The 21,967-nt window shown below is 54.7% G+C and carries 25 protein-coding genes and 1 other annotated feature; of the genes, 23 read left to right on the top strand and 2 right to left on the bottom strand.

Annotated features, from left to right (window positions below):
• Positions 1 to 55 precede the first annotated feature (55 nt).
• The gene (locus tag NLX71_RS11845) at positions 56 to 1,384 is read right to left on the bottom strand and encodes an N-acetylmuramoyl-L-alanine amidase (protein ID WP_254363844.1); all 1,329 of its coding nucleotides are present in this window, start codon (positions 1,382 to 1,384) and stop codon (positions 56 to 58) included.
• Between the two features lie 119 nt (positions 1,385 to 1,503).
• Here NLX71_RS11845 and NLX71_RS11840 point away from each other — a divergent pair, with 119 nt between their 5' ends.
• The 17 genes from NLX71_RS11840 to obgE all read left to right on the top strand — a co-directional run bounded on the left by NLX71_RS11840 (position 1,504) and on the right by obgE (position 15,464).
• Complete coding sequence (locus NLX71_RS11840; RefSeq protein ID WP_090669635.1) at positions 1,504 to 1,746, top strand: DUF4321 domain-containing protein; 243 nt, start codon at positions 1,504 to 1,506, stop codon at positions 1,744 to 1,746.
• A gap of 233 nt (positions 1,747 to 1,979) precedes the next feature.
• Positions 1,980 to 2,561 carry a Maf family protein gene (locus NLX71_RS11835; RefSeq protein WP_254363843.1) on the top strand — a complete coding sequence of 194 codons (582 nt, stop codon included), beginning with the start codon at positions 1,980 to 1,982 and terminating at the stop codon, positions 2,559 to 2,561.
• A gap of 296 nt (positions 2,562 to 2,857) precedes the next feature.
• The gene (gene radC, locus NLX71_RS11830) at positions 2,858 to 3,547 is read left to right on the top strand and encodes a RadC family protein (protein ID WP_254363842.1); all 690 of its coding nucleotides are present in this window, start codon (positions 2,858 to 2,860) and stop codon (positions 3,545 to 3,547) included.
• A 164-nt stretch (positions 3,548 to 3,711) separates the two neighbouring features.
• Positions 3,712 to 4,746, top strand: coding sequence for a rod shape-determining protein (locus NLX71_RS11825; RefSeq protein WP_254363841.1), 1,035 nt, complete (start codon positions 3,712 to 3,714; stop codon positions 4,744 to 4,746).
• Between the two features lie 29 nt (positions 4,747 to 4,775).
• Positions 4,776 to 5,627, top strand: a complete 852-nt coding sequence (gene mreC, locus NLX71_RS11820) for a rod shape-determining protein MreC (protein ID WP_254363840.1) — start codon at positions 4,776 to 4,778, stop codon at positions 5,625 to 5,627.
• A gap of 9 nt (positions 5,628 to 5,636) precedes the next feature.
• Positions 5,637 to 6,164, top strand: coding sequence for a rod shape-determining protein MreD (gene mreD / locus NLX71_RS11815; protein WP_254363839.1), 528 nt, complete (start codon positions 5,637 to 5,639; stop codon positions 6,162 to 6,164).
• Between the two features lie 74 nt (positions 6,165 to 6,238).
• Entirely contained in the window at positions 6,239 to 6,904 is a 666-nt protein-coding gene (gene minC / locus NLX71_RS11810) for a septum site-determining protein MinC (protein ID WP_036690573.1), read from the top strand.
• A gap of 19 nt (positions 6,905 to 6,923) precedes the next feature.
• Positions 6,924 to 7,721 (top strand): septum site-determining protein MinD, encoded by a 798-nt coding sequence (gene minD / locus NLX71_RS11805; RefSeq protein ID WP_254363838.1) that lies wholly within the window; start codon positions 6,924 to 6,926, stop codon positions 7,719 to 7,721.
• Positions 7,722 to 7,728: 7 nt separating this feature from the next.
• Positions 7,729 to 8,883 (top strand): FtsW/RodA/SpoVE family cell cycle protein, encoded by a 1,155-nt coding sequence (locus NLX71_RS11800; protein WP_254363837.1) that lies wholly within the window; start codon positions 7,729 to 7,731, stop codon positions 8,881 to 8,883.
• A gap of 171 nt (positions 8,884 to 9,054) precedes the next feature.
• A complete protein-coding gene (locus NLX71_RS11795; RefSeq protein WP_254363836.1) occupies positions 9,055 to 10,023 on the top strand; it encodes a peptidoglycan DD-metalloendopeptidase family protein in 969 nt (322 codons plus the stop codon).
• Entirely contained in the window at positions 10,019 to 10,927 is a 909-nt protein-coding gene (locus NLX71_RS11790; RefSeq protein ID WP_254363865.1) for a site-2 protease family protein, read from the top strand. The genes NLX71_RS11795 and NLX71_RS11790 overlap by 5 nt, the downstream gene beginning before the upstream one ends.
• Positions 10,928 to 10,963: 36 nt before the next feature.
• A complete protein-coding gene (locus NLX71_RS11785; protein ID WP_254363835.1) occupies positions 10,964 to 12,205 on the top strand; it encodes an Rne/Rng family ribonuclease in 1,242 nt (413 codons plus the stop codon).
• A 52-nt stretch (positions 12,206 to 12,257) separates the two neighbouring features.
• Positions 12,258 to 12,346 (top strand) — a sequence feature (ribosomal protein L21 leader region).
• 11 nt (positions 12,347 to 12,357) lie between these two features.
• The gene (gene rplU, locus NLX71_RS11780; RefSeq protein ID WP_254363834.1) at positions 12,358 to 12,669 is read left to right on the top strand and encodes a 50S ribosomal protein L21; all 312 of its coding nucleotides are present in this window, start codon (positions 12,358 to 12,360) and stop codon (positions 12,667 to 12,669) included.
• A 6-nt stretch (positions 12,670 to 12,675) separates the two neighbouring features.
• A complete protein-coding gene (locus NLX71_RS11775; protein WP_254363833.1) occupies positions 12,676 to 13,014 on the top strand; it encodes a ribosomal-processing cysteine protease Prp in 339 nt (112 codons plus the stop codon).
• Positions 13,015 to 13,028: 14 nt separating this feature from the next.
• Positions 13,029 to 13,340, top strand: coding sequence for a 50S ribosomal protein L27 (rpmA, locus tag NLX71_RS11770; RefSeq protein ID WP_010498641.1), 312 nt, complete (start codon positions 13,029 to 13,031; stop codon positions 13,338 to 13,340).
• Between the two features lie 165 nt (positions 13,341 to 13,505).
• Entirely contained in the window at positions 13,506 to 14,141 is a 636-nt protein-coding gene (locus NLX71_RS11765; protein WP_254363832.1) for a Spo0B domain-containing protein, read from the top strand.
• A gap of 21 nt (positions 14,142 to 14,162) precedes the next feature.
• Positions 14,163 to 15,464: a GTPase ObgE gene (obgE, locus tag NLX71_RS11760; RefSeq protein ID WP_254363831.1), complete on the top strand. Its 1,302-nt coding sequence runs from the start codon at positions 14,163 to 14,165 to the stop codon at positions 15,462 to 15,464.
• Positions 15,465 to 15,580: 116 nt separating this feature from the next.
• Here the strand turns inward: obgE and NLX71_RS11755 are convergent, their stop codons facing one another.
• Positions 15,581 to 16,084, bottom strand: a complete 504-nt coding sequence (locus NLX71_RS11755; protein WP_254363830.1) for an NUDIX domain-containing protein — start codon at positions 16,082 to 16,084, stop codon at positions 15,581 to 15,583.
• Between the two features lie 148 nt (positions 16,085 to 16,232).
• Here NLX71_RS11755 and NLX71_RS11750 point away from each other — a divergent pair, with 148 nt between their 5' ends.
• The 6 genes from NLX71_RS11750 to NLX71_RS11725 form a co-directional block, all read left to right on the top strand.
• Positions 16,233 to 16,706, top strand: coding sequence for an ACT domain-containing protein (locus NLX71_RS11750; protein WP_090669318.1), 474 nt, complete (start codon positions 16,233 to 16,235; stop codon positions 16,704 to 16,706).
• A 54-nt stretch (positions 16,707 to 16,760) separates the two neighbouring features.
• Positions 16,761 to 18,047, top strand: coding sequence for a homoserine dehydrogenase (locus NLX71_RS11745; RefSeq protein ID WP_254363829.1), 1,287 nt, complete (start codon positions 16,761 to 16,763; stop codon positions 18,045 to 18,047).
• A gap of 6 nt (positions 18,048 to 18,053) precedes the next feature.
• The gene (gene thrC / locus NLX71_RS11740) at positions 18,054 to 19,115 is read left to right on the top strand and encodes a threonine synthase (protein ID WP_254363828.1); all 1,062 of its coding nucleotides are present in this window, start codon (positions 18,054 to 18,056) and stop codon (positions 19,113 to 19,115) included.
• A 16-nt stretch (positions 19,116 to 19,131) separates the two neighbouring features.
• Positions 19,132 to 20,112, top strand: a complete 981-nt coding sequence (gene thrB / locus NLX71_RS11735; RefSeq protein WP_254363827.1) for a homoserine kinase — start codon at positions 19,132 to 19,134, stop codon at positions 20,110 to 20,112.
• Positions 20,109 to 20,993, top strand: a complete 885-nt coding sequence (pheA, locus tag NLX71_RS11730) for a prephenate dehydratase (RefSeq protein WP_254363826.1) — start codon at positions 20,109 to 20,111, stop codon at positions 20,991 to 20,993. Before thrB ends, pheA begins: the two co-directional genes overlap by 4 nt.
• A gap of 369 nt (positions 20,994 to 21,362) precedes the next feature.
• Positions 21,363 to 21,967 (top strand): LysM peptidoglycan-binding domain-containing protein (locus tag NLX71_RS11725; RefSeq protein WP_254363825.1); only part of this gene is annotated, 605 nt, incomplete at its 3' end.

Raw genomic sequence — 21,967 nt, 5'->3', positions numbered from 1 at the left:
CCGTCCGGACCGTTTTCGGTTCGGCGGCTCTTCCGTTGGGTATAAAGGACCTTGCTTACTTGCCGGTAGAGGTCCGTTTGGGCGTTTTCGGTTCCGTGGCAGTTTTCTTCGGCGTCTTGGCATCCGCCATATAGCGGTCAACCAGCGCGGCGGCTTCCGCACGCGTGATCAGCCGTTCCGGCTCGAAGCGCTCCGCCGTCACCCCGTCGATCCAGCCGGCCCGCTTCAGGCTGGCGATGGCATCCGCGGCCCAGAAGCCCGCCTTCACGTCCCGGAACGGCGGCTGCGCGCCCGGAACCTGCGGCGCCTTCGCCAGCCGCTGAAACATTGCCGCCGCCTCCGCCCGGGTCACGGGCCGGTCGGGCCGCAGCGTGCCGTCGGGGTAGCCCTCCAGCACGCCGGCCTTCACCGCCCGGTCGAGTGCGGCGAAGGCCCAATGCCCTGCGCTCGCGTCGCGGTACGCGCCTGCGCCGGCCTCGGCGGCTCCGCAGCTCTCGCCGCCGTCGCGGTAAACCCCGCTGGTGACCGTGCCGTCACCGGCGCAGGCGCTCCCTGCCGGCTTCGCCGCCGGCAGGCCGAACACCCGCCCGAGCAGCGTCGCCCACTCCGCTCTCGTCATCATCCGGCCGGGCTCGAATCGCCCGCCGGTGCCTTCAACCACGCCTCGCGCTTTCAGCCGCAGGACGACGCCCCGGGCCCAGTGTCCCCGAAGATCGGGGAACACGCTGCTTTGCGGCGATATGTACGCTTCAATGCCGCGGGCAATGCCGATCGCCATCGTCTGGCGCATCGACTCGCTGGCTAGCAGCTCCGCATCCGCGGCGTTCGAAAGAAACGCCGTCTCCACGAGAATGCTCGGAACCTTTCCCATCCGTACGACATATACCGCACTGGGAAGAAGCCCTTTGTTCTCCAGTCCCGTCGTTTGGACGAAAGCGTCCAGTACCTGCTGCGCTAGCTCGCGGCTCTCCGGCGTGAGCGCCTTCATCTCTTCGCTGGCGGGGTAGCTGCTCTGAGGGTAGGCGTCATCATAATAAAGCATCATGGCCCCGCGCGTGCTCGCGTTAAAATTCGAATTGGCATGAACGGAGACGAACAGATCGGCTTGCTGTGCATTGGTGAAATCGACGCGTCCCTTGAGCGAAACATAGTCGTCGGTATCCCGGGACATGACTACCTCATACCCTCGTTGGACAAGCAGGTCACGCAGCCGACGGGCAATGTCCAGGTTCACTGTTTTCTCCTGCAGGCCGTTTACCCCGATCGCCCCGGGATCGGAGCCGCCATGTCCTGCGTCGACGACAATTTTCGCAGCCGAGGCATGCCCCGGCAGCACCAGAAGGGCGAACGCGAGCAAAGCGGCCCGCATCCAAGGCTTTCGCATCTTCCGGTTCACTCCTTCCTGTTATAAAAGTCCGCTTGTCCTTCGTGAGTTATGGTATAATGACGTGTGACATTTCGAAGCAGCCGATTGTATTTTCTACGAAAGAGGTATCCTATATTTTGAAAAAGAATACGCTCACGTTCATCCTCATGCTGCTGCTCGGGCTCGTCGCCGGAACGCTCATCGGCCAACTGCTGTCACCGTATGCGGTATTGTCCTTTCTGACCAAATCCGTAGAGCTGACTTGGCAGCCCAAGGCCGATTTGTTGGTCATTCGGTACGATCTGAATCTGCATATCCGGCTGAATCTGATCAGCATCGTCGGGCTGGCGGCCGGCTTTTGGCTGTTCCGCAAACTTTAGGGCAAAGCGGACTCGGACGGCAAAGTCCCATTTTACAAGCTTTCGAAACGGGGGAGCAGTTTATGACGTTCGCGGTATCCGAAACCTTGATCTGGCTTCATCTTCGCCGCACCGCCAGAAGCGGATGGATCAAGTAGGGTTTACGTAAGCGCAATGTACCTTGCGAAAGAGGGATGCAAGGTATCGACTGGCTTGCTGAGATGAAACGCGTGGAAAAAAATTGGAGGACTCAAATGAAAAAATTAGTGCTTGCATCATCCTCACCCAGACGACAAGAGTTAATCCAAATGTTAAGACTCCCGTTTGAAATTATTACCAATGATGTTGACGAAACAATTTCTACGGACTTGCCTCCAGATCGAATTGTCGAAGAACTATCGCTTAGAAAAGCCAAGGCATCTACTGCAAGGGTTACTGATAGTCAATCCATTGTAATTGGTTCTGACACGATCGTTGTCTATTCTCAACAGGTGTTAGGAAAACCCAAGGATCAAGAAGACGCTTTTAGAATGCTAAAATTAATTGAGGGAACGACTCATCAAGTCTATACGGGGATAACTTGTATTGACGTTGGAGAGTCTAGAATAATTACAAGATCAAAAGTGACCGATGTTCGAATGAAAGCATTGTCTGATGAGCAAATACGCTCCTATATTGCTACTGGTGAGCCAATGGATAAAGCAGGTGCATATGCGATTCAGGGCATAGGTTCAACCATTGTTGAGTCAATCCATGGCGATCATTTTAATGTCGTTGGAATGTCATTGAGTTTACTGTCTGAAATGCTTGAGGAATTGGATGTTAAAGTATTATAAAGAAAACGGATTGTATTCGACTATGAAAACAAATCTTACGATATCTAAATGATATTTTGGAATGATCTATAAATTCATCCGGCGTTTTTCGCGCCTGCCGATCTTTGTCCCGACCATCATTTCCCAACGGATTAAGGGACTGAAATCGACTCCGGCTCCCGAAGAGATATATAGGTTTTTACAGCTTGTTCAACGCGTATTTGTCTTGTATTCGTTGGGTTTTGCAGGTCGCTGTCAATTGACAAAACATCATGCTATAATGAGAAATCGGACATCTCATAGAAAGAAGGGAATGCATGAAATCGCCCAATATGACCTTGCGCGATGTCCCCAGCGAAGACCGACCGAGAGAGCGCATGATGTTGTATGGGGCGCAAGCACTGAGCAATGCGGAACTGCTGGCCATTTTGCTCCGCACGGGTACATACCACGAATCGGCCGTTCACGTTGCCCAGCGACTGCTTCTCCAAAGCGGCGGTCTCCGCATGCTGACGGACATGAGCATGGAGCAGCTGACCGAAATCAAAGGCATCGGCGAAGCCAAAGCGCTGCAGATTCAAGCGGGCATCGAGCTCGGGAGAAGGCTGGCGCGAAGCACGATGAACGAAACGGTTACGATTCGCTCGCCGCAGGATGTCGCTGCGCTGCTGATGGAGGATTTGCGCTATTTGCAGAAAGAGCATTTTGTGTGCCTGTTCTTAAACACGAAAAATCACGTCATCGGGCAGGAAACCTTGTCGATGGGCAGCTTAAACGCCTCCATCGTACATCCCCGCGAAGTGTTCCGGGCCGCCATCAAGCGCAGCAGCGCTTCGATCGTCTGCGCCCATAATCATCCGAGCGGAGACCCTACGCCGAGTCCGGAAGACGTGGAAATCACCAAGCGATTAGTCCAAGCGGGCGAAATTGTCGGGATTGACGTGCTGGATCATATCGTCATCGGCGACAAGCGCTACGTGAGTTTGAAGGAGCTTGGATTCATGTAATATAATGAAAGAAACGGCCGGGCGGCAGTCGATTCGGAATTGGACGAACCTTTGCCGTCGGGCCGTCAATGCGTTGCCGCACCAATGCGGCAGCTCCTCGTAAGCCGCATCAAACAAACCATTCCGCGTGATCAGCGCCTCAAATAGAGAAGGGAGCACCAACCATGTTCGGAGGATTCACAAAAGACTTGGGTATCGACCTGGGAACTGCAAATACGCTAGTTTATGTCAAAGGCAAAGGCATCGTCGTGCGCGAGCCGTCTGTCGTCGCGATTCGCACGGATACGAAAACGATCGTGGCCGTAGGCAACGACGCGAAGAAGATGATTGGCAGAACGCCGGGCAATATCCGCGCGATCCGCCCGATGAAGGACGGCGTCATTGCCGATTTCGAGACCACGTCGACGATGATCAAATATTTCCTCCGTCAAGCGCAGAAACAGCGCGTCTTGTTCCAACGTCATCCGAGCGTTATGGTGTGTGTTCCCTCGGGAATTACCGCAGTGGAGAAGCGCGCGGTAGAAGATGCGACGCGCCAAGCCGGCGCCCGAGATGCGTTCACGATCGAAGAGCCGTTCGCTGCGGCCATCGGCGCCGATCTTCCGGTATGGGAGCCGACCGGCAGCATGGTGGTGGATATCGGCGGGGGCACGACCGAGGTCGCCGTCATTTCCCTCGGCGGCATCGTCACCAGCCGTTCGATCCGTGTGGCCGGCGACGAGATGGATGAATCGGTCATCCAATATATTAAACGCACATACAATTTGATGATCGGCGAGCGCACGGCGGAGCAAATCAAGATGGAGATCGGCTCGGCACTGCCGTTGGAGCCGCCGACCCGTCTTGAAATCCGCGGCCGCGATCTCGTGTCCGGCCTGCCCAAAACGATGGCTGTGACATCCGACGAGATTACCGAGGCGCTTGGCGATACGGTGAACAGCATCGTAGAGGCCGTTAAGGTTACGCTTGAGAAATGCCCGCCGGAGCTGGCAGCCGACATTATGGACCGTGGCATTGTGCTGACCGGCGGCGGGGGCTTGCTCCGCAATCTGGATAAGCTGCTGTCCCGCGAAACCGGCATGCCGGTGCTGGTCGCCGAGAATCCTTTGGATTGCGTGGCTATCGGCACTGGGCGTGCACTGGAGAACATTCATTTGTTCAAGACGAGAACCGGCCCTACAAGCAGGTCCAGGCGCTAAACGCAGCCTCAGGTTGGAAGGTGTAGCCATTGAAACTACTGGGGAATAAAAGACTGCTGATCCTGATGCTCGGCCTCATCTGTTTTATTGCGCTGATGGGGTTGACCTTCGGTCAACCGGGCTATAAAACTTGGCCGGAGAAATTTGTTAAGGATACCCTCGCATGGACACAAGGATTGATTTATAAACCGGTCGGCTTTGTAGCCGGCATTTTTGAAGATGTGAATCGGCTGCGTACGCTTCATGAAGAAAATACGGTACTGCGGGAAACGTTATCCAGATACGCCCGCGATACGACGCGCCTGAACGATTTGGAGCTGCAGAACGAGCGGCTGCAGGCGGCGCTTGGCTTCACGGAGCGGCAAAAGTCGATGAACAAGTACAATTTCCGGATTGCCGAAGTGGTGACGTTCCAGCAATCGAACAAGACGATTACGATCAATTTGGGAGAAAAAGACGGCATCCGCCCGAACATGGCCGTTCAGTCGGTTGAAGGCTTGGTCGGCCGGGTCGTTGCGGTTTCCAATTTCTATTCCGATGTCCAACTGCTTACAGGCATCGACGACAAGGCCACTTCGAACTCCAAGGCAATTTCCGTGTCCATCAAAGGAAGAGAGAATGAATCGTTCGGAATAATCGAGCGGTACGATCCCGATAAACAGAAGCTGATTATGACAAAAATCGACCCGCAAGATAAGCTGAAGCCCGGGGACACGGTCATTACGGCAGGGAAAGGGCTTGTTTTCCCGAACGGCATTGAAATCGGCAAAGTGACGGAGCGGTACGAGGGCGATTCAGTCACCCATGTAGCGGAGATCGAGCCGTTTGCGTCCTTCAACCATCTTCGCGAAGTCTTCGTCATCGAGATGCCGGAAGGTTAAGGTGAGCCGATGAATCATAAAAAATTATGGTTGATTCTCTCCGTTTTGTTTCTGCTCGAAGGAACGCTTCTGCCGTGGCTCGTTCCCGTCGCCTGGCAATCGAAGGTTCAGGTGGACCCGCATTTCGTACTTGTTATCGTTTTATTTATCGGATTGTATATCAATCGGCATACGGCGCTCATTTACGGCCTCGTTTTTGGTATGCTGCACGACTTCATCTATTATTCGCCCATGCTCGGGCCGGTATCGTTCGGAATGGGCCTTGCCGGATACTTGGCCGGCATGCTGCAAGGACGCATTTATTCAAGCATCGTGATCAGCATGATCGTGATCGGGCTGGGCAATTTGTTTTACGATACGGCGATCTACGGTTTGTTCCGGCTGTTTCGTGTCACACATACGAACTTAGAGTGGGTATTCCTTCATCAGATGCTGCCAAGCATGCTGATCAACCTGTTGTTTGCGCTTGCCATTTACGTGCCGATCCGGAAGCTTTTCGAGGGTCTTCCGATGAAGCAGACGGAGGAAATGGAATAATTTTTTTAACGCAAGGCAGCAGGAGAACGCCCGCGCCAAGCCGAATTGTATAGGCTTAGGAGGTAGGAGCGGTTATGGCGGCAGCTAAACATCATGTGACGATCAAAGGTGTGAAGGACGGATTGGTGTTTTTGCTCGACGACGCGTGCGAGTTTTCCGACGTGGTCGCCGAGTTGAGACACAAACTGGAGAAGACGCACCAGCAAATATTAACCGGCCCGATCATTCATGTGCACGTCAAGCTCGGCAATCGGGCGGTGACCGAGGAGCAGCGGGAATTGGTGCGCAGCATCATCAGTCAAAAAGGCAACCTGCTCGTCCAATCTGTAGAGACGGCAGATCCTTCGCACGAGCGAGCGCCGCAAGGGACCCCGGACGTGAAAATTGTTCGGGGGATCGTCCGTTCGGGGCAGACGTTTTCGCATGAGGGCGACATTTTATATTTAGGGGACATTAACCCAGGCGGAGCTATCATCAGCTCGGGCAGCATTTATGTGATGGGCTCGCTTCGCGGCATGGCGCATGCGGGGGTCGACGGGGACGAAAGGTCCGTGATCGCCGCTTCTCACATGAGGCCGACGCAGCTTCGCATCGCGGGAATTATCAGCCGTCCTCCCGACGAATGGGGTCTTGGGGATGCTTTCGATACGTACATGGAATTCGCATACGTGAAAGACGGCAAAATGGAAATCGACAAAATCCATCATTTGCACAAGTTCGGCTTGAATGTACACGCTTGATGGTAAAGGAGTGGGACCTATGGGAGAGGCTATCGTTATCACGTCCGGCAAAGGGGGCGTCGGCAAAACGACGACGTCCGCAAATATCGGAACGGCTTTGGCGCTGCAGGGGAAAAAGGTCGTCATGGTTGATACGGACATCGGTCTCCGCAACTTGGACGTCGTGATGGGCCTTGAAAACCGCATTATATACGACTTGATCGATGTCGCCGAAGGACGTTGCCGACTGCCGCAAGCGCTTGTGAAGGATAAGCGCTTCGATGAGCTGTATATGCTACCGGCCGCCCAGACGAAAGACAAGAACGCGATTTCGCCGGAAGCGGTTCGGCAAATTGTGGTCGAGCTCAAACGCGACTTTGACTTTGTGATTATCGATTGTCCGGCCGGCATCGAGCAAGGCTTCAAAAATGCAGTAGCGGGCGCAGACAAAGCGATCGTCGTCACGACGCCGGAAAACGCCGCCGTACGGGATGCCGACCGCATCATCGGTCTTTTGGAAAAAGAGCCGAATGTCGAGTCGCCGAAGCTCGTGATCAACCGCATTCGTCCGAATATGGTCAAAAAAGGCGAAATGCTCGATATCGACGAAATTTGTTCCGTCCTTGCCGTCGATCTGCTTGGCATCGTTCCGGATGACGAGTATGTCATTAAAGCGGCGAATCTCGGTGAGCCTACCGTGATGAATCCGGATTCGCGCGCAGCGATCGCTTACCGCAATATCGCCCGGCGGATGCTTGGCGATTCAGTGCCGCTGATGCCCATGGAAGAGAAATCCGGCGTATTCAATAAGATGAAAAAGTTTCTCGGAATAGGATGAACGTCAGGTGCTGCACAAGCTGAAAAAAATCGATGTGCCCATCGTAGTCATACTTCTCGCCTTCATGGTCATCAGCACGATGCTCGTGTACAGCGCGACGCTAAACTCAAGAACCATTGCATTTGAACCGACAAAAATAATGGTTATTTACATCGTATCCATTATTGCTTTTTTGGTTACGACCTTGATCGACTATAGGATACTAACCAAAGTCTCCTTTTATTTATACGGATTCGGCGTGTTTCTTCTCATTGCCGTTTTACTGTTCGGTCAAAAGATCGGCGGGGCTAGAGGCTGGTTTTCACTTCCGGTCGTCAAGCTCGACTTTCAGCCCGTGGAATTATTTAAAATTATTTTGATTCTAACGCTGGCGATGTTCATTGCCAGACGCAAAGGGGAGCCGCTTGAGCTGCTTCAGGATGTCATTCCCATCGGTTTGATTACATTCATCCCCGTGGTTCTGGTCGCGGTCCAGCCGGACCTTGGCAATGCGATGATTTTGGTTGTCATCTTGTGCGGAATGTACTGGATCGGCAACATGAGGCTAAGCTATTTGCTGATTGGGGCACTGCTCATTGCCGGAGCCGCCTATTTGTTCTTGTATTTGTTTGAGAATTATCATACAGATATTCAGCAGTTCTTCCAGGCCCAAAAATGGCCGACCCACTGGATGGACCGCATCAATACGTTTATTAGTCCGGAAACGGCCAGCAAGGACGACAAATGGCAGGTGGACAATGCCATCCGCGCCATCGGCTCAGGCTCGCTGCTTGGGGAAGGGTATTTGAACGGAGCGTCCGTTCATAGCAACCGGATTCCCGTCGTTTACACGGATGCGATATTCGTGGTTGTCGGCGAAGAGTTCGGTTTTGTCGGAGCGTCCGTTTTGCTGCTGATGTATTTTGTATTGATTTACCGCATGATTCTCATCTCGATATACTGCAACCATCTCACCGGTACTTACATTATTATCGGTATTGTCTCCATGATGGTTTTCCAAATTTTTGAAAACATCAGCATGTGGATCGGCATTATGCCCGTGACCGGTATAACGCTGCCGTTCATCAGTTACGGAGGAACCTCGCAGTTGATCAACATGATTGCGATGGGACTCGTCATGAGCGTGCGGCTGCATGATGACAAGCTGCTTGAGGACGAGTGAACAAAGACGATACGAAGCGAAGTGAAGCACCCTGCTGAAGGGTGTTTTTTTGTATAAAGAAAAGATGAGGTTTCGCAGAACCGAGTCCGTTCATTCCTACTCCTTGTCCGTATATTTGCGGGTACAAGCTCATAGGATGGAGTATAGCTTGAATGCGGGAGGGGCAGGGGGATGGAAACGAGAAAAAACGTCCGGGAACGCCGGTCCGAAAAAATACGCAAGCTGCAGGAAGGCGGAAGCCGCCGACCAGGCAGAGAAACGGAATATGCGCACATCGAGTTCCCGTCTGGAGGTGAGATTCGCGAATGGGAATGGGACCGGAATAGCTTGGGCATTGGGGGCGAATGGAAGTTCCAGTCCGACGACCCGCAGGGATTGCCCGGACCTTATTCCCGGCAAGAGGGGCCGCCAAGGCCGGACTTATACGCTCCTGCCGATCCCGAGGAGGAATGGAACCGCAAATGGCGTCGGGAACTGTCCCGCATGAGCCGGGAGGACGACGGAGGATCGTTTTTTCATCCAGGCCCTCGCACCGGGCGGCTTGCGGTCCGGCTGTTGATAAGCGGGGTGCTGTTTGCTGCCGTATGGGGCATGTTTCTTCTCGACCGTCCTTGGGCGAACAAGGGCAAGCAGTGGGTAACCGCCGCTTTAACCGAATCGTTCGATATGGTCGCGCTTGCCTCATGGTACGAGAACAAGTTCGGCAGCGCACCGTCGTTTCTTCCGGCGATGAACCCTGCGAAGCATACGGAGGCGCAGAAGGTCGCTATTGTATCCAAGCATTACTTTCCGCCCGTCGCCGGAAAGCTCATTGCCCCGTTTACGCCGATGCAGGGCGGGGTTCTTGTGGAAGCGGCAACGGGCTCGCCCGTGGCGACCATCGATACGGGGCTGGTTACATTTGCCGGTCCGAAAGAAGATATCGGATTCGCCGTGGTGCTTCGCCATGCGGACGGTATGGAATCCGTGTACGGGCATTTGGAGCCGGGAAAGGTGCGGCCGGGCGATTGGTTCAAAGGAGGAGAGTCAATTGGTACGGTAGCGGAACCCGCAGGGGGGCAGGGAGCGGGAACGCTCTTTTTTGCCGTTTCGAAGAACGGTAAGCCTGTCAATCCGATGGACGTGATTTCATTTGATTAGACGGGGGAGAGGCAGGCCGTGGAATGAATGGTTTGGCATCCGCTACCGGTTTCATCCGCTGTTTTCGATCCTGCTGCTGCTATCCGTCTGGACGGGATATTTTATCGAAACGGCAACGCTGTTCGGAATCGTCCTCATTCACGAGCTCGGACACGTCGCGGCTGCCCGAAGCTTCGGCTGGCGGATCAGGGAAGTACAGCTGCTGCCCTTCGGGGGCGTCGCCTCAATGGAGGAGCCTGGCGGCGTTCCTGCCGTTCAGGACCTCGTCGTCGCTTTGGCCGGACCGCTGCAGAACGTCTGGATGATGGCGGTCGGTTCATTTTTGATTGCGGCGGGTCTGTTTTCCGAGCCGTGGGGCTCCTATTTCGTACAGGCGAATCTGCTGATCGCCTTGTTCAATCTCCTTCCGGTGCTGCCGCTGGACGGCGGCAAGGTGATGCAGGTACTGGTAGGGCTGTGGCTGCCATATCAACGAACGATACAGGTGACTGCCGGGGTCAGCCTGCTGCTAAGCGCGCTGTTGATTGGCGCCGCCGGCGTGCACCTGTTCTCGGAAAAAGGCGGTATACAGCTCAATTGGCTGATGATCGGACTGTTTTTGCTTTATTCCAATTGGTACGAATGGCGCAGTGCGCCTTACCGCTTCATGCGCTTTCTGGTGCATCGCGAGGCGAGGTTCAAGGACATAAGAGATGGAAAAGGAGAGCTGGCCGGACCGATCGTGGTGCCGGGAAACCGTAAAGTGACGGAGGTGGTCCGGCTGTTTATGCGTGACCGTTATCATTTGGTTTACGTGCTGGACGACAAGGGGCGCATTCGCTATGTCGTTCCCGAGCGCGCGGTGCTCGCTCATTACTTTGACGAAACAAAAAGAGGAAAGTCGCTTGCCGAGCTTTTCGCCTAAAGAATATGGTACAATAGGGCCGAGGTGTTGCTGCACATGAAACGTATATTGGTGAAATGCGACGAAGAGCATACCGAGGTAGCCGTTCAGGAGAACGGCAAGCTCATGGAATATTACAAGGGCGAGCGAAATCAGGGGCAATTGGCCGGAAATATATACATCGGGCGCGTCGTGCGGGTGCTGCAGGGCATGCAGTCGGCTTTTGTCGATATCGGGCTGGAGCGCAACGGGTTTTTATATATCGACGATTTACTGCCGGCTCATATGGATAAGCAGCCGAAGGAAAAGCCGCCCATTCATGATTTGGTCAAAGTGGGACAGCAAATTATGGTCCAGGTCGTCAAAGAGCCTGTCGGCACCAAGGGGGCTCGCGTGACGACGCATTTCTCGCTTCCGGGCCGCTTCGGCGTCTACATGCCGTTCGCCGATTACATCGGCGTATCCCGCAAAATCGACGGCGCCGCCGACCGCGACCGGTTGAAACGGATGGCGGAGCGTCATCTGCGGCCCGGGGAAGGCTTCATCGTGCGTACGGCAGCTCTCGGAGAGCCCGAGGAAGCGCTGGCGGCCAATCTTGAGGAGCTACGCATCCGTTGGCAGCAGTTGGAGAAAACGTCCCGATCGAACGGAGACGTGCCGCGCAAAATTTATAGCGATCTGGAAATGCTGCCGCGTTTGCTCCGCGATTTGTTTCGCGACGACGTACAGGAGCTGGTAGTAGGCTCCGAGCAGATGCTGCAGGAGGTGCGCGGGCTTATGGCTTCCCCTCGTTCCGAAGGACTTGCCGACCGGGTCAAACTTCGCCCTCGTACCGATCCGATTGCGGAATACGGGGTGGAGAAACAACTGGAACAAGGACTCCGACGCAAGGTTTGGCTGGACAACGGCGGGTATTTGATCGTAGACCGGACGGAGGCGCTGACCGTCTTTGACGTCAATACGGGCAAGTACACGGGCTCGATCGATCTGGAGCAGACGGTGTTCGACACGAACCTCGAAGCGGCCAGAGAGATTGCGAGATTGCTGCGGCTGCGCGATATCGGCGGGCTGATTATCATCGACTTCATCGATATGGAAGCGGAAAGCTCCCGTCAGCAGGTGCTCGAGGAGCTGATGCGGGAAACGAAGAAGGACCGGACGAAGACGGTCGTTGTCGGCTGGACAAAGCTCGGGCTGGTGGAGCTGACGCGCAAAAAAGTGCGGGACAGCAAAGAGGCGGCGGCTCTGAAGTCGTGTCCGACTTGCGGAGGCAGCGGTTTTGTCGGTAGCGGCCATTAAAGTATTGCTTTTTGTTTGGGCTTCGTGATATTATGTTTTAGTATGTTGCTATAGCATGCTGTAACCGCGCGAAGCGGGTTATGTCAAGCGTTTGTCCGGCTCGGACAAACCACCTGGCTTTAGGCGAGTCTGAGACATGAGGAGGTGCAACAATGTACGCAATTATTGAAACTGGTGGTAAACAGTACAAAGTCCAAGAGGGCGATGTTCTTTACATCGAAAAACTCGAAGCAGGCGAAGGCGAAGCGGTAACGTTTGACCGCGTATTGGCCGTATCCGGCGCTAACGGTTTGGTGGTAGGCGCTCCGGTCGTTTCCGGCGCTTCCGTATCGGGTAAAGTTGCAAAGCATGGCAAAGGCCAGAAAATCATCGTTTACAAATACAAAGCGAAGAAAAACTATCGCCGCAAGCAAGGCCATCGTCAGCCTTACACTAAAGTTGTGATCGAAAAGATCCAAGCGTAAGAAGCCATGATTCGGGTCGCGATAACACGGGGGCCGGGCAGGCGGATTGAGCGATTTGCCGTTGACGGACATGCGCAATACGACGAACCGGGCAAGGACATTGTCTGTGCCGGCGTCTCTGTCGTTACCGTAGGAACGGTAAACGCCGTCGAAACGCTGACGGGAATTCAGCTTGGAACGCGCATGAAGCACGGGCTGCTTCAAGTCAAGATTCCGGCGGAGCTCGAGGCGGACATCGACGAAAAAGTACAGCTTTTGCTGGAAAGCATGGTCGTCATGCTGAGATCTATTGAACAATCGTATGGTGCATATATAGCGATGCAAGATACATCATCATTCGAGTAAGGAGGTAGACAGACATGTTGCAATTGAATCTTCAGTTATTCGCATCCAAAAAGGGTGTAGGTTCCACGAAGAACGGCCGCGACAGTATTGCGAAGCGCCTTGGCGTTAAGCGTGCCGACGGTCAAAAAGTGACGGCAGGAAGCATCCTCGTTCGTCAACGCGGAACGAAAATTCACCCGGGCAACAACGTGGGAATCGGCTCGGACGATACGCTTTTTGCTAAGGTGGAAGGCGTTGTGAAATTCGAACGTTTAGGCCGCGATCGTAAGAAAGTGAGCGTCTACCCTGTGTCGGCTGCTCCTGTAGCCGCAGCAGTGGAAGTTTAATTCCCATCATCAACGTCCAAACCCCTGGCGAACGATGCTCGCCGGGGTTTTTTCTTAGTTAAATCCGGAATATTTTGGTAAGTTCATGGAGGGATACCGTGAATTTTGCCGCACAGCGTGCTATACTGGGAGGATAAAGGACGAACCGGAACGGAGAGGGTAAGCGTGACGTCGAACGCACAAGGTCGTACCAATGATGTACCATTTTACGATGCGGCGAAGCCGGTGACGGCGCCAGGGGACTTACTCGATGGGCCGGATTCGGACGTTCGTTTGCTTCGGTTATTCAATCATTACCGGCATGACTGGATGAACGATATCCAAATTTTGATGGGCTACGTGCAGTTGAAAAAGTATGATAAATTGGTTCCGTTAATGGAGAAACTAAAAGAGAAGGTCAGGCAGGAGAGCTATGTCTCCAAGCTTGGGATTCCTTCCTTAGTTGTGCATTTGCTTGCATTTCAGGCAGAGGTTAAAGAACTGCGTCTTGAAATGGCATTAGAAGAAGAAATCCATCTGCAGGAGCTTGTGCAGCCGCAGGAAGCGGCCGATGCCGTTATGGCGATGCTCGCTTGTTTCAGAGAAGAAGCCGGCGACTCCAAAGACGAAGAGAATGTTCTTGAATTACGATTGGCCCGGATGAAAGACCGTTTGAAGCTGACGGCCCGTTACGAAGGGAAATATGCTGCACAGCGGCTGCATTGCAAAGAAAGATTGCTTAAAGAAATATACGAAAATTTGGAAACGTATTACGACGAACATACGGCTGTGTGGACATTGTGGTGGTCCTACCGGCATTGATACATAAAGAGGGTGAACCTGATGTTTGTAGACAAGGCGAAGATTTATGTTAAAGGCGGAGACGGAGGCGACGGTCTGGTTGCTTTTCGGCGGGAAAAGTACGTTCCTGAGGGAGGACCGGCTGGCGGCGATGGCGGCGATGGCGGCGATGTCATTTTCCGCGTGGATGAAGGATTGCGCACGCTGGTGGATTTTCGCTACCAGAAGCACTTTAAAGCGCAGCGCGGCGAAAAGGGCCGCAATAAAAGCCAGCACGGGGCGAATGCGGATGATATGATCGTGCGGGTTCCGCCGGGAACGGTCGTCATCGACGACGATACGCAGGAGATCATTGCCGACCTGACGCGTCACGGCCAGCAAGTCGTCATAGCCAAGGGCGGACGGGGAGGCCGCGGCAACACCCGGTTTGCGACATCGAACAACACGGCTCCGGAAATTGCCGAGAACGGGGAAGAAGGTGTCGAACGTTGGGTTGTGCTTGAACTGAAGGTCATGGCGGACGTCGGTCTGGTCGGCTTTCCGAGCGTAGGGAAATCGACGCTATTGTCCGTCGTATCCGGCGCCAAGCCAAAGATCGGGGCGTATCACTTTACGACGTTGACTCCGAATCTCGGTGTGGTCGAGGTAGGTGACGGACGGAGCTTCGTCATGGCGGATTTGCCCGGTTTGATCGAGGGGGCCCATGAAGGAGTAGGGTTGGGTCACGAGTTTTTGCGGCACGTCGAGCGGACGCGGATCATTGTCCATGTGGTGGACATGGCGGCGACTGAGGGACGCGATCCGTTTGAAGACTGGGTCAAAATCAACGACGAGCTGAAGCTTTATAACGCGAAGATGGAAGAACGGCCGCAGATCGTCGCTGCCAATAAGATGGATATGCCCGGTGCGGAGGAGCAGCTTGCCGAATTTAAGCGCAGGCTTGCCGAAATCGGCAAAGAATTGGACATTTATCCGGTTTCCGCCCTTTCCCGGACCGGCGTGCAAGAGCTATTGTACAAAGTCGCCGATAAGCTGGAGACCATTCCGGAAATGCCGATGGTGGAAGAATTGGTCGAATTGTCGGAGCGCAAGGTGTATCGCTTGGAGGCCGAGGAAGGCCAGGACTTCACGATTCGCCGGGAAAACGAGGTCTTTGTTATCGATAGCCCGAGCATTGAGAAGCTGATCAAGCGGACCAACTTCAGCACCCATGAATCGGTTATGCGGTTTGCGCGCATTTTGCGGAAGAAGGGCGTCGATAAAGCGCTGCGTGAGCGTGGCGCGAAGGACGGCCAGACGATTCGCATCGGGGATTTCGAATTTGAGTTCGTAGAACAGGAATAGAACAAACGAAAGCATCAATCGAACGTGTGATAAACATGTGAGGTTGGTAGTGATATTGTTTCCAGGAAGGGCGCTCTTTTAGGGCGCCCTCTTTGTTTTTGCGCGCATGAAGAAGGTCAAACCTGCTGCGGGTCGATGAGCTGCGTCCAATGCACGGCAGAATTACCGGCTTCGTCGTAGCCTGCCGTCCCGACCCAAACGTGAGGGTTGGGCCCTTCGGTAAAATAATGCTCCAGCAGCTTGCGGAAAATAAACGGGATGTCGCGGTGGAGCACCTGATGGCGCGGAATCCAATGCAGTTCCCCCTCGTCGGTCGAGCCGACGTCTCTTTTTAAGGCTTCGGCCGTGTAAATAAACTGCTGGCGCACTTCCTGTTGGTTAAGACGTATCAAGATGTATTGCAGCCGCAGATTCGCGATATCTTCCGCCAGCAGTCCGGTTTCCTCGTGAATTTCCCGAAGCACCGCCGCCGCCGGATCGCCGATTTCGTGCGGCTCCAGATGTCCGCCCACGGACGCCCACAAGCCGGGGGACAGCGTCCGGTTAGGGGAGCGCTTCATCATCAGCATATCGTTTCCGTGAAATAAAATAGCCGTAGCCATCAAACGCGCTCGTATCAAGCTTCGTCCTCTCCTTTATGATAATGCGGATTTGCTGAATACCACTTTATCATAAAATATCGAAAAAAGCCTATTGCGGGAAGTCCGCGATTTGCGCTATAATGTCCACTAGGTAAAAACAATCGTCTTTTTAGAGAGGACTGTTACAGTGCCGGAAAAACAAGCCGTTCAGGATAGCCGGATCGGGACGGAGCGCTACTTTTTGGTGCGTGAAGATATACTGCCCGAGGCGCTGATTAAGACGGTGCAGGCCAAAGAGCTGCTGGCCCGCGGAGAGGTGAAAACCATTCACGAGGCGGTGGAGCAGGTGGAGCTGAGCCGAAGCGCTTTTTACAAGTATAAGGACGGGATTTTCCCGCTCAGCAAGCTCGAACGGGAGCGGATCGTGACGATCTCGATGGATTTGGAGCATCGGCCGGCGATTTTGTCCCGGGTGCTCGCGATGATTGCTGGCCTTGAGGGCAACGTGCTGACGATCCACCAGACGATCCCGCTGCAGGGCGTAGCCAATGTCGTCATCTCGGTGGAAACGTCCATGATGGGCGAAACCGTCGCCTCGCTGCTCGACAAGCTGTGCAGCCAGGAAGGGGTAAGCCGGGCCGCATTGGTGGGGCAAGGCTAGAACTAATTTTTGGGACCATCTACTTTATGCACTATTACAATCAGGAGGAACCCTATGAAACCTGTCAAAGTTGGATTACTTGGTCTTGGTACGGTCGGTACCGGGGTCGTTCGCATCGTGGAAGGACATCAGCACGATCTGATGAGCCAATCGGGCTCGCCGATCGAGATCGTTAAAATTTTGGTGCAGAACAAAAACAAAGCCCGCAATATCAGCGTTTCGCCGGATATGCTGACGGAAAATCCTTGGGATGTCATCGAGAACCCGGAGATCGACGTCATCGTCGAAGTGATGGGCGGCATCGAGCTGACGAAGCAGCTGATGCTCGGCGCGCTGGAGCGCGGAAAGCACATCGTTACGGCAAACAAAGACCTGATGGCGCTGCATGGCCCGGAAATTTTGGCGAAGGCTGCCGAGAAAGAATGCGACGTCTTCTACGAAGCGAGCGTAGCCGGCGGTATCCCGATCATCCGCACGTTGATCGAAGGCTTTTCTTCCGACCGGATCACGAAGATTATGGGGATCGTCAATGGGACGACCAATTATATTTTGACGAAAATGAGTCAGGAAGGCGCGGCTTACGCCGGTGTGCTGAAGGAAGCGCAGGAGCTCGGCTACGCCGAAGCCGATCCGACCTCTGATGTTGAAGGCCTCGATGCAGCGCGGAAAATGACGATTCTCGGCACGCTCGGCTTTCATGCTAACATTGCACTTGCGGATGTGGAAGTGAAGGGCATCTCCGGCGTCACGAAAGAGGATATTGCGTACGGCAAACGTTTGGGTTACGAAGTTAAACTGCTCGGCATCGCCGAGCGCCAGGACGAGCATATCAGCATCAGCGTGCAACCGACGATGGTGAAGACGTCGCATCCGCTGGCGTCCGTCAACGGAGTGTTCAACGCCGTCTACGTGTACGGTGAAGCGGTAGGCGAGACGATGTTTTACGGTCCCGGCGCGGGCGAGATGCCGACGGCAACGTCGGTCGTGGCCGACCTTGTCGCTGTCGTCCGCAACCTGAATCTTGGCGTGAACGGCCGCCGCGGGTTCATCCCGTACAAAGAGAAGAAGCTGAAAACCGACGAGCAGATCGCTTCCAAAAACTTCATCCTGCTTCACGTCGCCGACAAAGCGGGCGTGCTTTCCCAAATCACGCAAATATTTGCCGAGCACGGGGTAAGTCTGGAGTCGGTTCTACAGCACCCGAATGCAACGAATCCGCTTGCCGAAATCATCATCGTCACGCACGACGCCAACAAGGCGGCGATGAATAAGGTGTTGAAACAATTCGAAGCCATGGACGTCGTTCATGCGATCAAAAGCGTATACCGAGTGGAGGGCTAAATCGAAATGAGATACATGGGACTGCTGCAGACCTATAAACCATATTTGCCGGTGAACGACAATACGCCGCTCCTCACTCTGCAGGAAGGCAACACGCCGCTCGTCCGCGCGGAAAATTTGTCGAACGAGCTCGACCTCGACATTTATTTTAAATATGAGGGCTTGAACCCGACCGGTTCGTTTAAAGACCGCGGAATGGTTATGGCCGTTGCCAAAGCGATGGAAGAGGGCAGCCGCACGATTATGTGCGCCTCCACAGGCAATACGTCGGCGGCGGCAGCCGCTTATGCGGCACGCGGCGGGTTGAACTGCATCGTGCTTATCCCGAATAACAACATCGCGCTCGGCAAGCTGGCTCAGGCGATGATTTATGGCGCCAAGGTCATCGCCATTGAAGGAAACTTCGACCGTGCGCTTGAGATTGTACGCGAAATTACGGCCAAGCATCCGATCACGCTGGTGAACTCCGTCAATCCGTACCGGATCGAGGGCCAAAAGACGGCGGCGTTCGAGGTGTGCGACCAGCTCGGCAAAGCGCCGGACTATCTCGCGATTCCGGTTGGCAATGCAGGCAACATTACCGCTTATTGGAAAGGGTTCAAAGAGTACTACGAGAACGGCAAATCGAAGTCGCTACCGAAAATGATCGGCTTCGAAGCCGAGGGTGCGGCGGCTATCGTGCGCGGCGAACCGATCCCGAACCCGGAAACGATCGCGACGGCGATCCGCATCGGCAACCCGGCCACCTGGAAAGGTGCGGAGGCGGCAGCCAAAGATTCCGGCGGTCAAATTAATTTCGTGACGGACGAGCAGATCTTGCATGCCTACAAGACGATTGCCGCGCGCGAAGGGATTTTTGCCGAACCGGCCTCGGCAGCGTCGATCGCCGGTGTCATGAAGCTGAAGAGCGCAGGTTATTTCGAGAAGGGCCAATCCGTTGTCTGCGTGCTGACGGGGCACGGTCTTAAAGATCCGAACATCGCCATCAAGAGCGTCAGTGCGGAACCGATGGTCGTGCAAGACTCCGAAGCAGCGGTCATGGAAGCGATCCGCAAGCTCGAAGGTTAGGGGCGTCGCGGTCACTATGGAAAACAGCAGCAGGAGAGTGCGCGTCAAGGTGCCGGCCAGTACGGCTAACCTCGGCCCTGGCTTCGATACGCTGGGAATGGCATTGAATTTGTATGCTTGGATTGAGATGGGGATTGCCGAGACGACGCAGATTGAGCTTTTTGGCGACCAGATGAACGGCGTGCCTGCGGATAAAAGCAATCTCATATACAAAGTAGCCCAAATGGTGTTCGAGCGGGCGGGTGTCCGTCATCCGGAGCTGTACATTGCGATGTACAGCGACATCCCGCTGACGCGCGGCCTCGGCAGCAGTGCTTCGGCCATTGTCGGCGCGCTGGCTGCGGCTAACGCGCTGATCGATCGTCCGTTTACCGACGACGATTTGTTTCAAATGGCGACGGAGCTGGAGCAGCACCCCGACAATGTCGGGGCCTCGCTGTTTGGCGGCATCGTCGTCGCTTTCTGGGACGGCAAGCGGGCGGAGCATATCCGCATCGAGCCTCATGAACAGCTGGAAGTGCTGGTGGCCATCCCGCACTTCCAACTGCCGACAGACAAAGCTCGCGGGGTGCTGCCGCGCGAGCAGAGCCTCGAAAACGCCGTCTTCAACGTCGGCCATTCGTCGGTGCTGGTAGCCGCCCTGTGCACCGGGCGGCTTGATATGATCGCGCGCGCGATGAAGGACGCGTTGCATCAGCCTTACCGGGCTCCGCTAGTGCCCGGGCTTGCCAAGATCCTCGCCGAAGCGACGGACCACGGCGCGCTCGGCGTCGCGCTTAGCGGCGCGGGTCCGACGATGCTGGCGCTCGTCGACCGCCGCAGCTCCCGGAAGGCGGAGCTTGAGGCGTTCATGCGGGGAGCGTTGAGGGAAGAGGGGATCGAGGCCTCGACGATGTGGCTGAATCCCGACAGAGCGGGAGTTCAGGCGCATCGATTGACCTCTGCGGACAGCGGACGAACATTATTTGAAATGATAAAGGGAGAGAACCGGGCATGAAGCGAATATCGCTCCTCGGACCTGGAACGTACACCGAAGAATCCGCACATCATTATCTTGGTCGGGATGTTTTTGAATATGTAAATTACAAATTGATTGCGGATGTGTTCGAATCGACGGTAAATGGTGTGACCGATTACAGCGTGATTCCGATCGAAAATACATTCGAGGGCTCTGTCAGCCTGCATGTGGACTGGCTTGTGCACAATGTCGACCTGCCGATTCAGGCAGAATGGGTTTATCCCATTTCGATCAATCTGCTGCGTTTGCCCGGCGGGCCGGGGGGTTCGGACGAGCTGGAGGCGGCTTGCGGAGCGATCCGCAAAATTTATTCTCACGGGGTCACGCTGGCGCAGTGCCAGCAGTTTCTGCGTACGCATTTGCCCAATGTCGAGCTGGAGCCTGTCGGCAGCAACGGCGAGGCGGCGCGCATGGTCAGAGACCTTGGCGATCCAACTGCTGCCGCTCTTGCGCCGCTTGGCGCCGGGGCATTGTACGGGCTCGAAACGCTGGCCGCGGGCGTACAGGACCATCAGAACAATTTCACGCGCTTCGTGCTGATCGGTCACGAAAAGCCGCAGCTCAAAGAGACGGCCGACCGGAAAACGACCATCTTGGTTACGCTGCCGGAGGATTTTCCAGGGGCGCTGCATCAGGTGCTTTCGGCGTTTGCCTGGAGGCGCATCAACTTGTCCAAAATCGAGTCGCGCCCGACGAAGAAAAAACTGGGAAGGTATTATTTTTATATCGACATCGAGGCTTCGATGGATTCCGTGCTGCTTCCTGCGGCTCTGCAAGAAATCGAGGCCATCGGCTGCCAGGTCCGGCTCATGGGCTGCTACCCTACGTTTTCTTACGGAACCGAAACGGCAAAAGTCTAGCCCGTATGGCATAGGTCATTTATTTAAATGGCCAATACGGCAGCAAAAAGATTGCGAAATTTCGGCGGGAGCGCCGGTAATTTGCGGTAAACTAATGTATTTTGGGAAAACCTGCCTGTTGGTAGGTTTCTTTTTTTTGGAGCTTTGTTTTGTCATGGGGGATTTCTCTCTATCACGGATCGTGAGAGATGCCGTGGTTTCGTACCATTTTTTTCGATTCGGATGGTCAAATGCCTACTTTGCTGCATAAACTGTAATGTCATTTTGTTCCGGAGCGCCAGCGGGCTTCACGTAGCCGGTTCCGGGCCGGAAATCAAGCGGTTTTCTTAAGTCAGTACGACTTCCGCACAACTGAAGGAGGTTTATGCAGTGAAGATTCATATCGTCAAGAAAGGTGAGTCGCTTTATGGGCTGTCCCAAAAGTACGGCGTCGAGCTCGACAAGCTGATCGCGGCCAACCCGCAAATTACCGATCCGAACGTCATTGATGTCGGGCAGAAGGTGAAGATTCCCCATGCGCCGAAGCCGGTAGCCCACCCGCCAACGGATTATTTGTATAAGCATGTCGTGGTTCAGGGGGACTCGCTTTGGAAGCTGGGCAAAGCGTGGGGAGTTCCGCTTGCGGACATGATTGCGGCCAACCCGCAGCTCAAAAATCCGAATGTATTGATGACCGGAGACGTCGTCTACATTCCGAAGCCGGGCTCGAACCCGAACCCTCACCCGACGGCAGCTCCGCAAGCTCCGCTGCCTGTCGAAGCGTCACCGATCTCGGAGCTTCCGCTCGCGCCGAACATAGGCATGCCAAACATAGGTTCGCATCCAGAGATGGAAACGCCCCATATGGGACCTCTCCAGAGTTTGGGCATACCGCACGTCATGCCACTCTCAAATATCCCGCAGCCGAATGTGACGCCATTTTCGACTCAACTGAATATTCCACAGCCCAAAGTGGAGCCATTATCGATGCAGCC

The sequence above is a fragment of the Paenibacillus sp. MZ04-78.2 genome (genome assembly GCF_024213375.1).
Lineage (GTDB): Bacteria > Bacillota > Bacilli > Paenibacillales > NBRC-103111 > Paenibacillus_G.
This window is presented reverse-complemented; position numbering and strand designations above follow the sequence as displayed.

Coding starts and splice junctions, on each gene's coding strand:
- NLX71_RS11845 (WP_254363844.1), bottom strand. CDS start 1,384: ATGCGAAAGCCTTGGATGCGGGCCGCTTTGCTCGCGTTCGCCCTTCTG.
- NLX71_RS11835 (WP_254363843.1), top strand. CDS start 1,980: ATGAAAAAATTAGTGCTTGCATCATCCTCACCCAGACGACAAGAGTTA.
- radC (WP_254363842.1), top strand. CDS start 2,858: ATGAAATCGCCCAATATGACCTTGCGCGATGTCCCCAGCGAAGACCGA.
- NLX71_RS11825 (WP_254363841.1), top strand. CDS start 3,712: ATGTTCGGAGGATTCACAAAAGACTTGGGTATCGACCTGGGAACTGCA.
- mreD (WP_254363839.1), top strand. CDS start 5,637: ATGAATCATAAAAAATTATGGTTGATTCTCTCCGTTTTGTTTCTGCTC.
- minC (WP_036690573.1), top strand. CDS start 6,239: ATGGCGGCAGCTAAACATCATGTGACGATCAAAGGTGTGAAGGACGGA.
- minD (WP_254363838.1), top strand. CDS start 6,924: ATGGGAGAGGCTATCGTTATCACGTCCGGCAAAGGGGGCGTCGGCAAA.
- NLX71_RS11795 (WP_254363836.1), top strand. CDS start 9,055: ATGGAAACGAGAAAAAACGTCCGGGAACGCCGGTCCGAAAAAATACGC.
- NLX71_RS11785 (WP_254363835.1), top strand. CDS start 10,964: ATGAAACGTATATTGGTGAAATGCGACGAAGAGCATACCGAGGTAGCC.
- rplU (WP_254363834.1), top strand. CDS start 12,358: ATGTACGCAATTATTGAAACTGGTGGTAAACAGTACAAAGTCCAAGAG.
- NLX71_RS11775 (WP_254363833.1), top strand. CDS start 12,676: ATGATTCGGGTCGCGATAACACGGGGGCCGGGCAGGCGGATTGAGCGA.
- rpmA (WP_010498641.1), top strand. CDS start 13,029: ATGTTGCAATTGAATCTTCAGTTATTCGCATCCAAAAAGGGTGTAGGT.
- obgE (WP_254363831.1), top strand. CDS start 14,163: ATGTTTGTAGACAAGGCGAAGATTTATGTTAAAGGCGGAGACGGAGGC.
- NLX71_RS11745 (WP_254363829.1), top strand. CDS start 16,761: ATGAAACCTGTCAAAGTTGGATTACTTGGTCTTGGTACGGTCGGTACC.
- thrC (WP_254363828.1), top strand. CDS start 18,054: ATGAGATACATGGGACTGCTGCAGACCTATAAACCATATTTGCCGGTG.
- thrB (WP_254363827.1), top strand. CDS start 19,132: ATGGAAAACAGCAGCAGGAGAGTGCGCGTCAAGGTGCCGGCCAGTACG.
- pheA (WP_254363826.1), top strand. CDS start 20,109: ATGAAGCGAATATCGCTCCTCGGACCTGGAACGTACACCGAAGAATCC.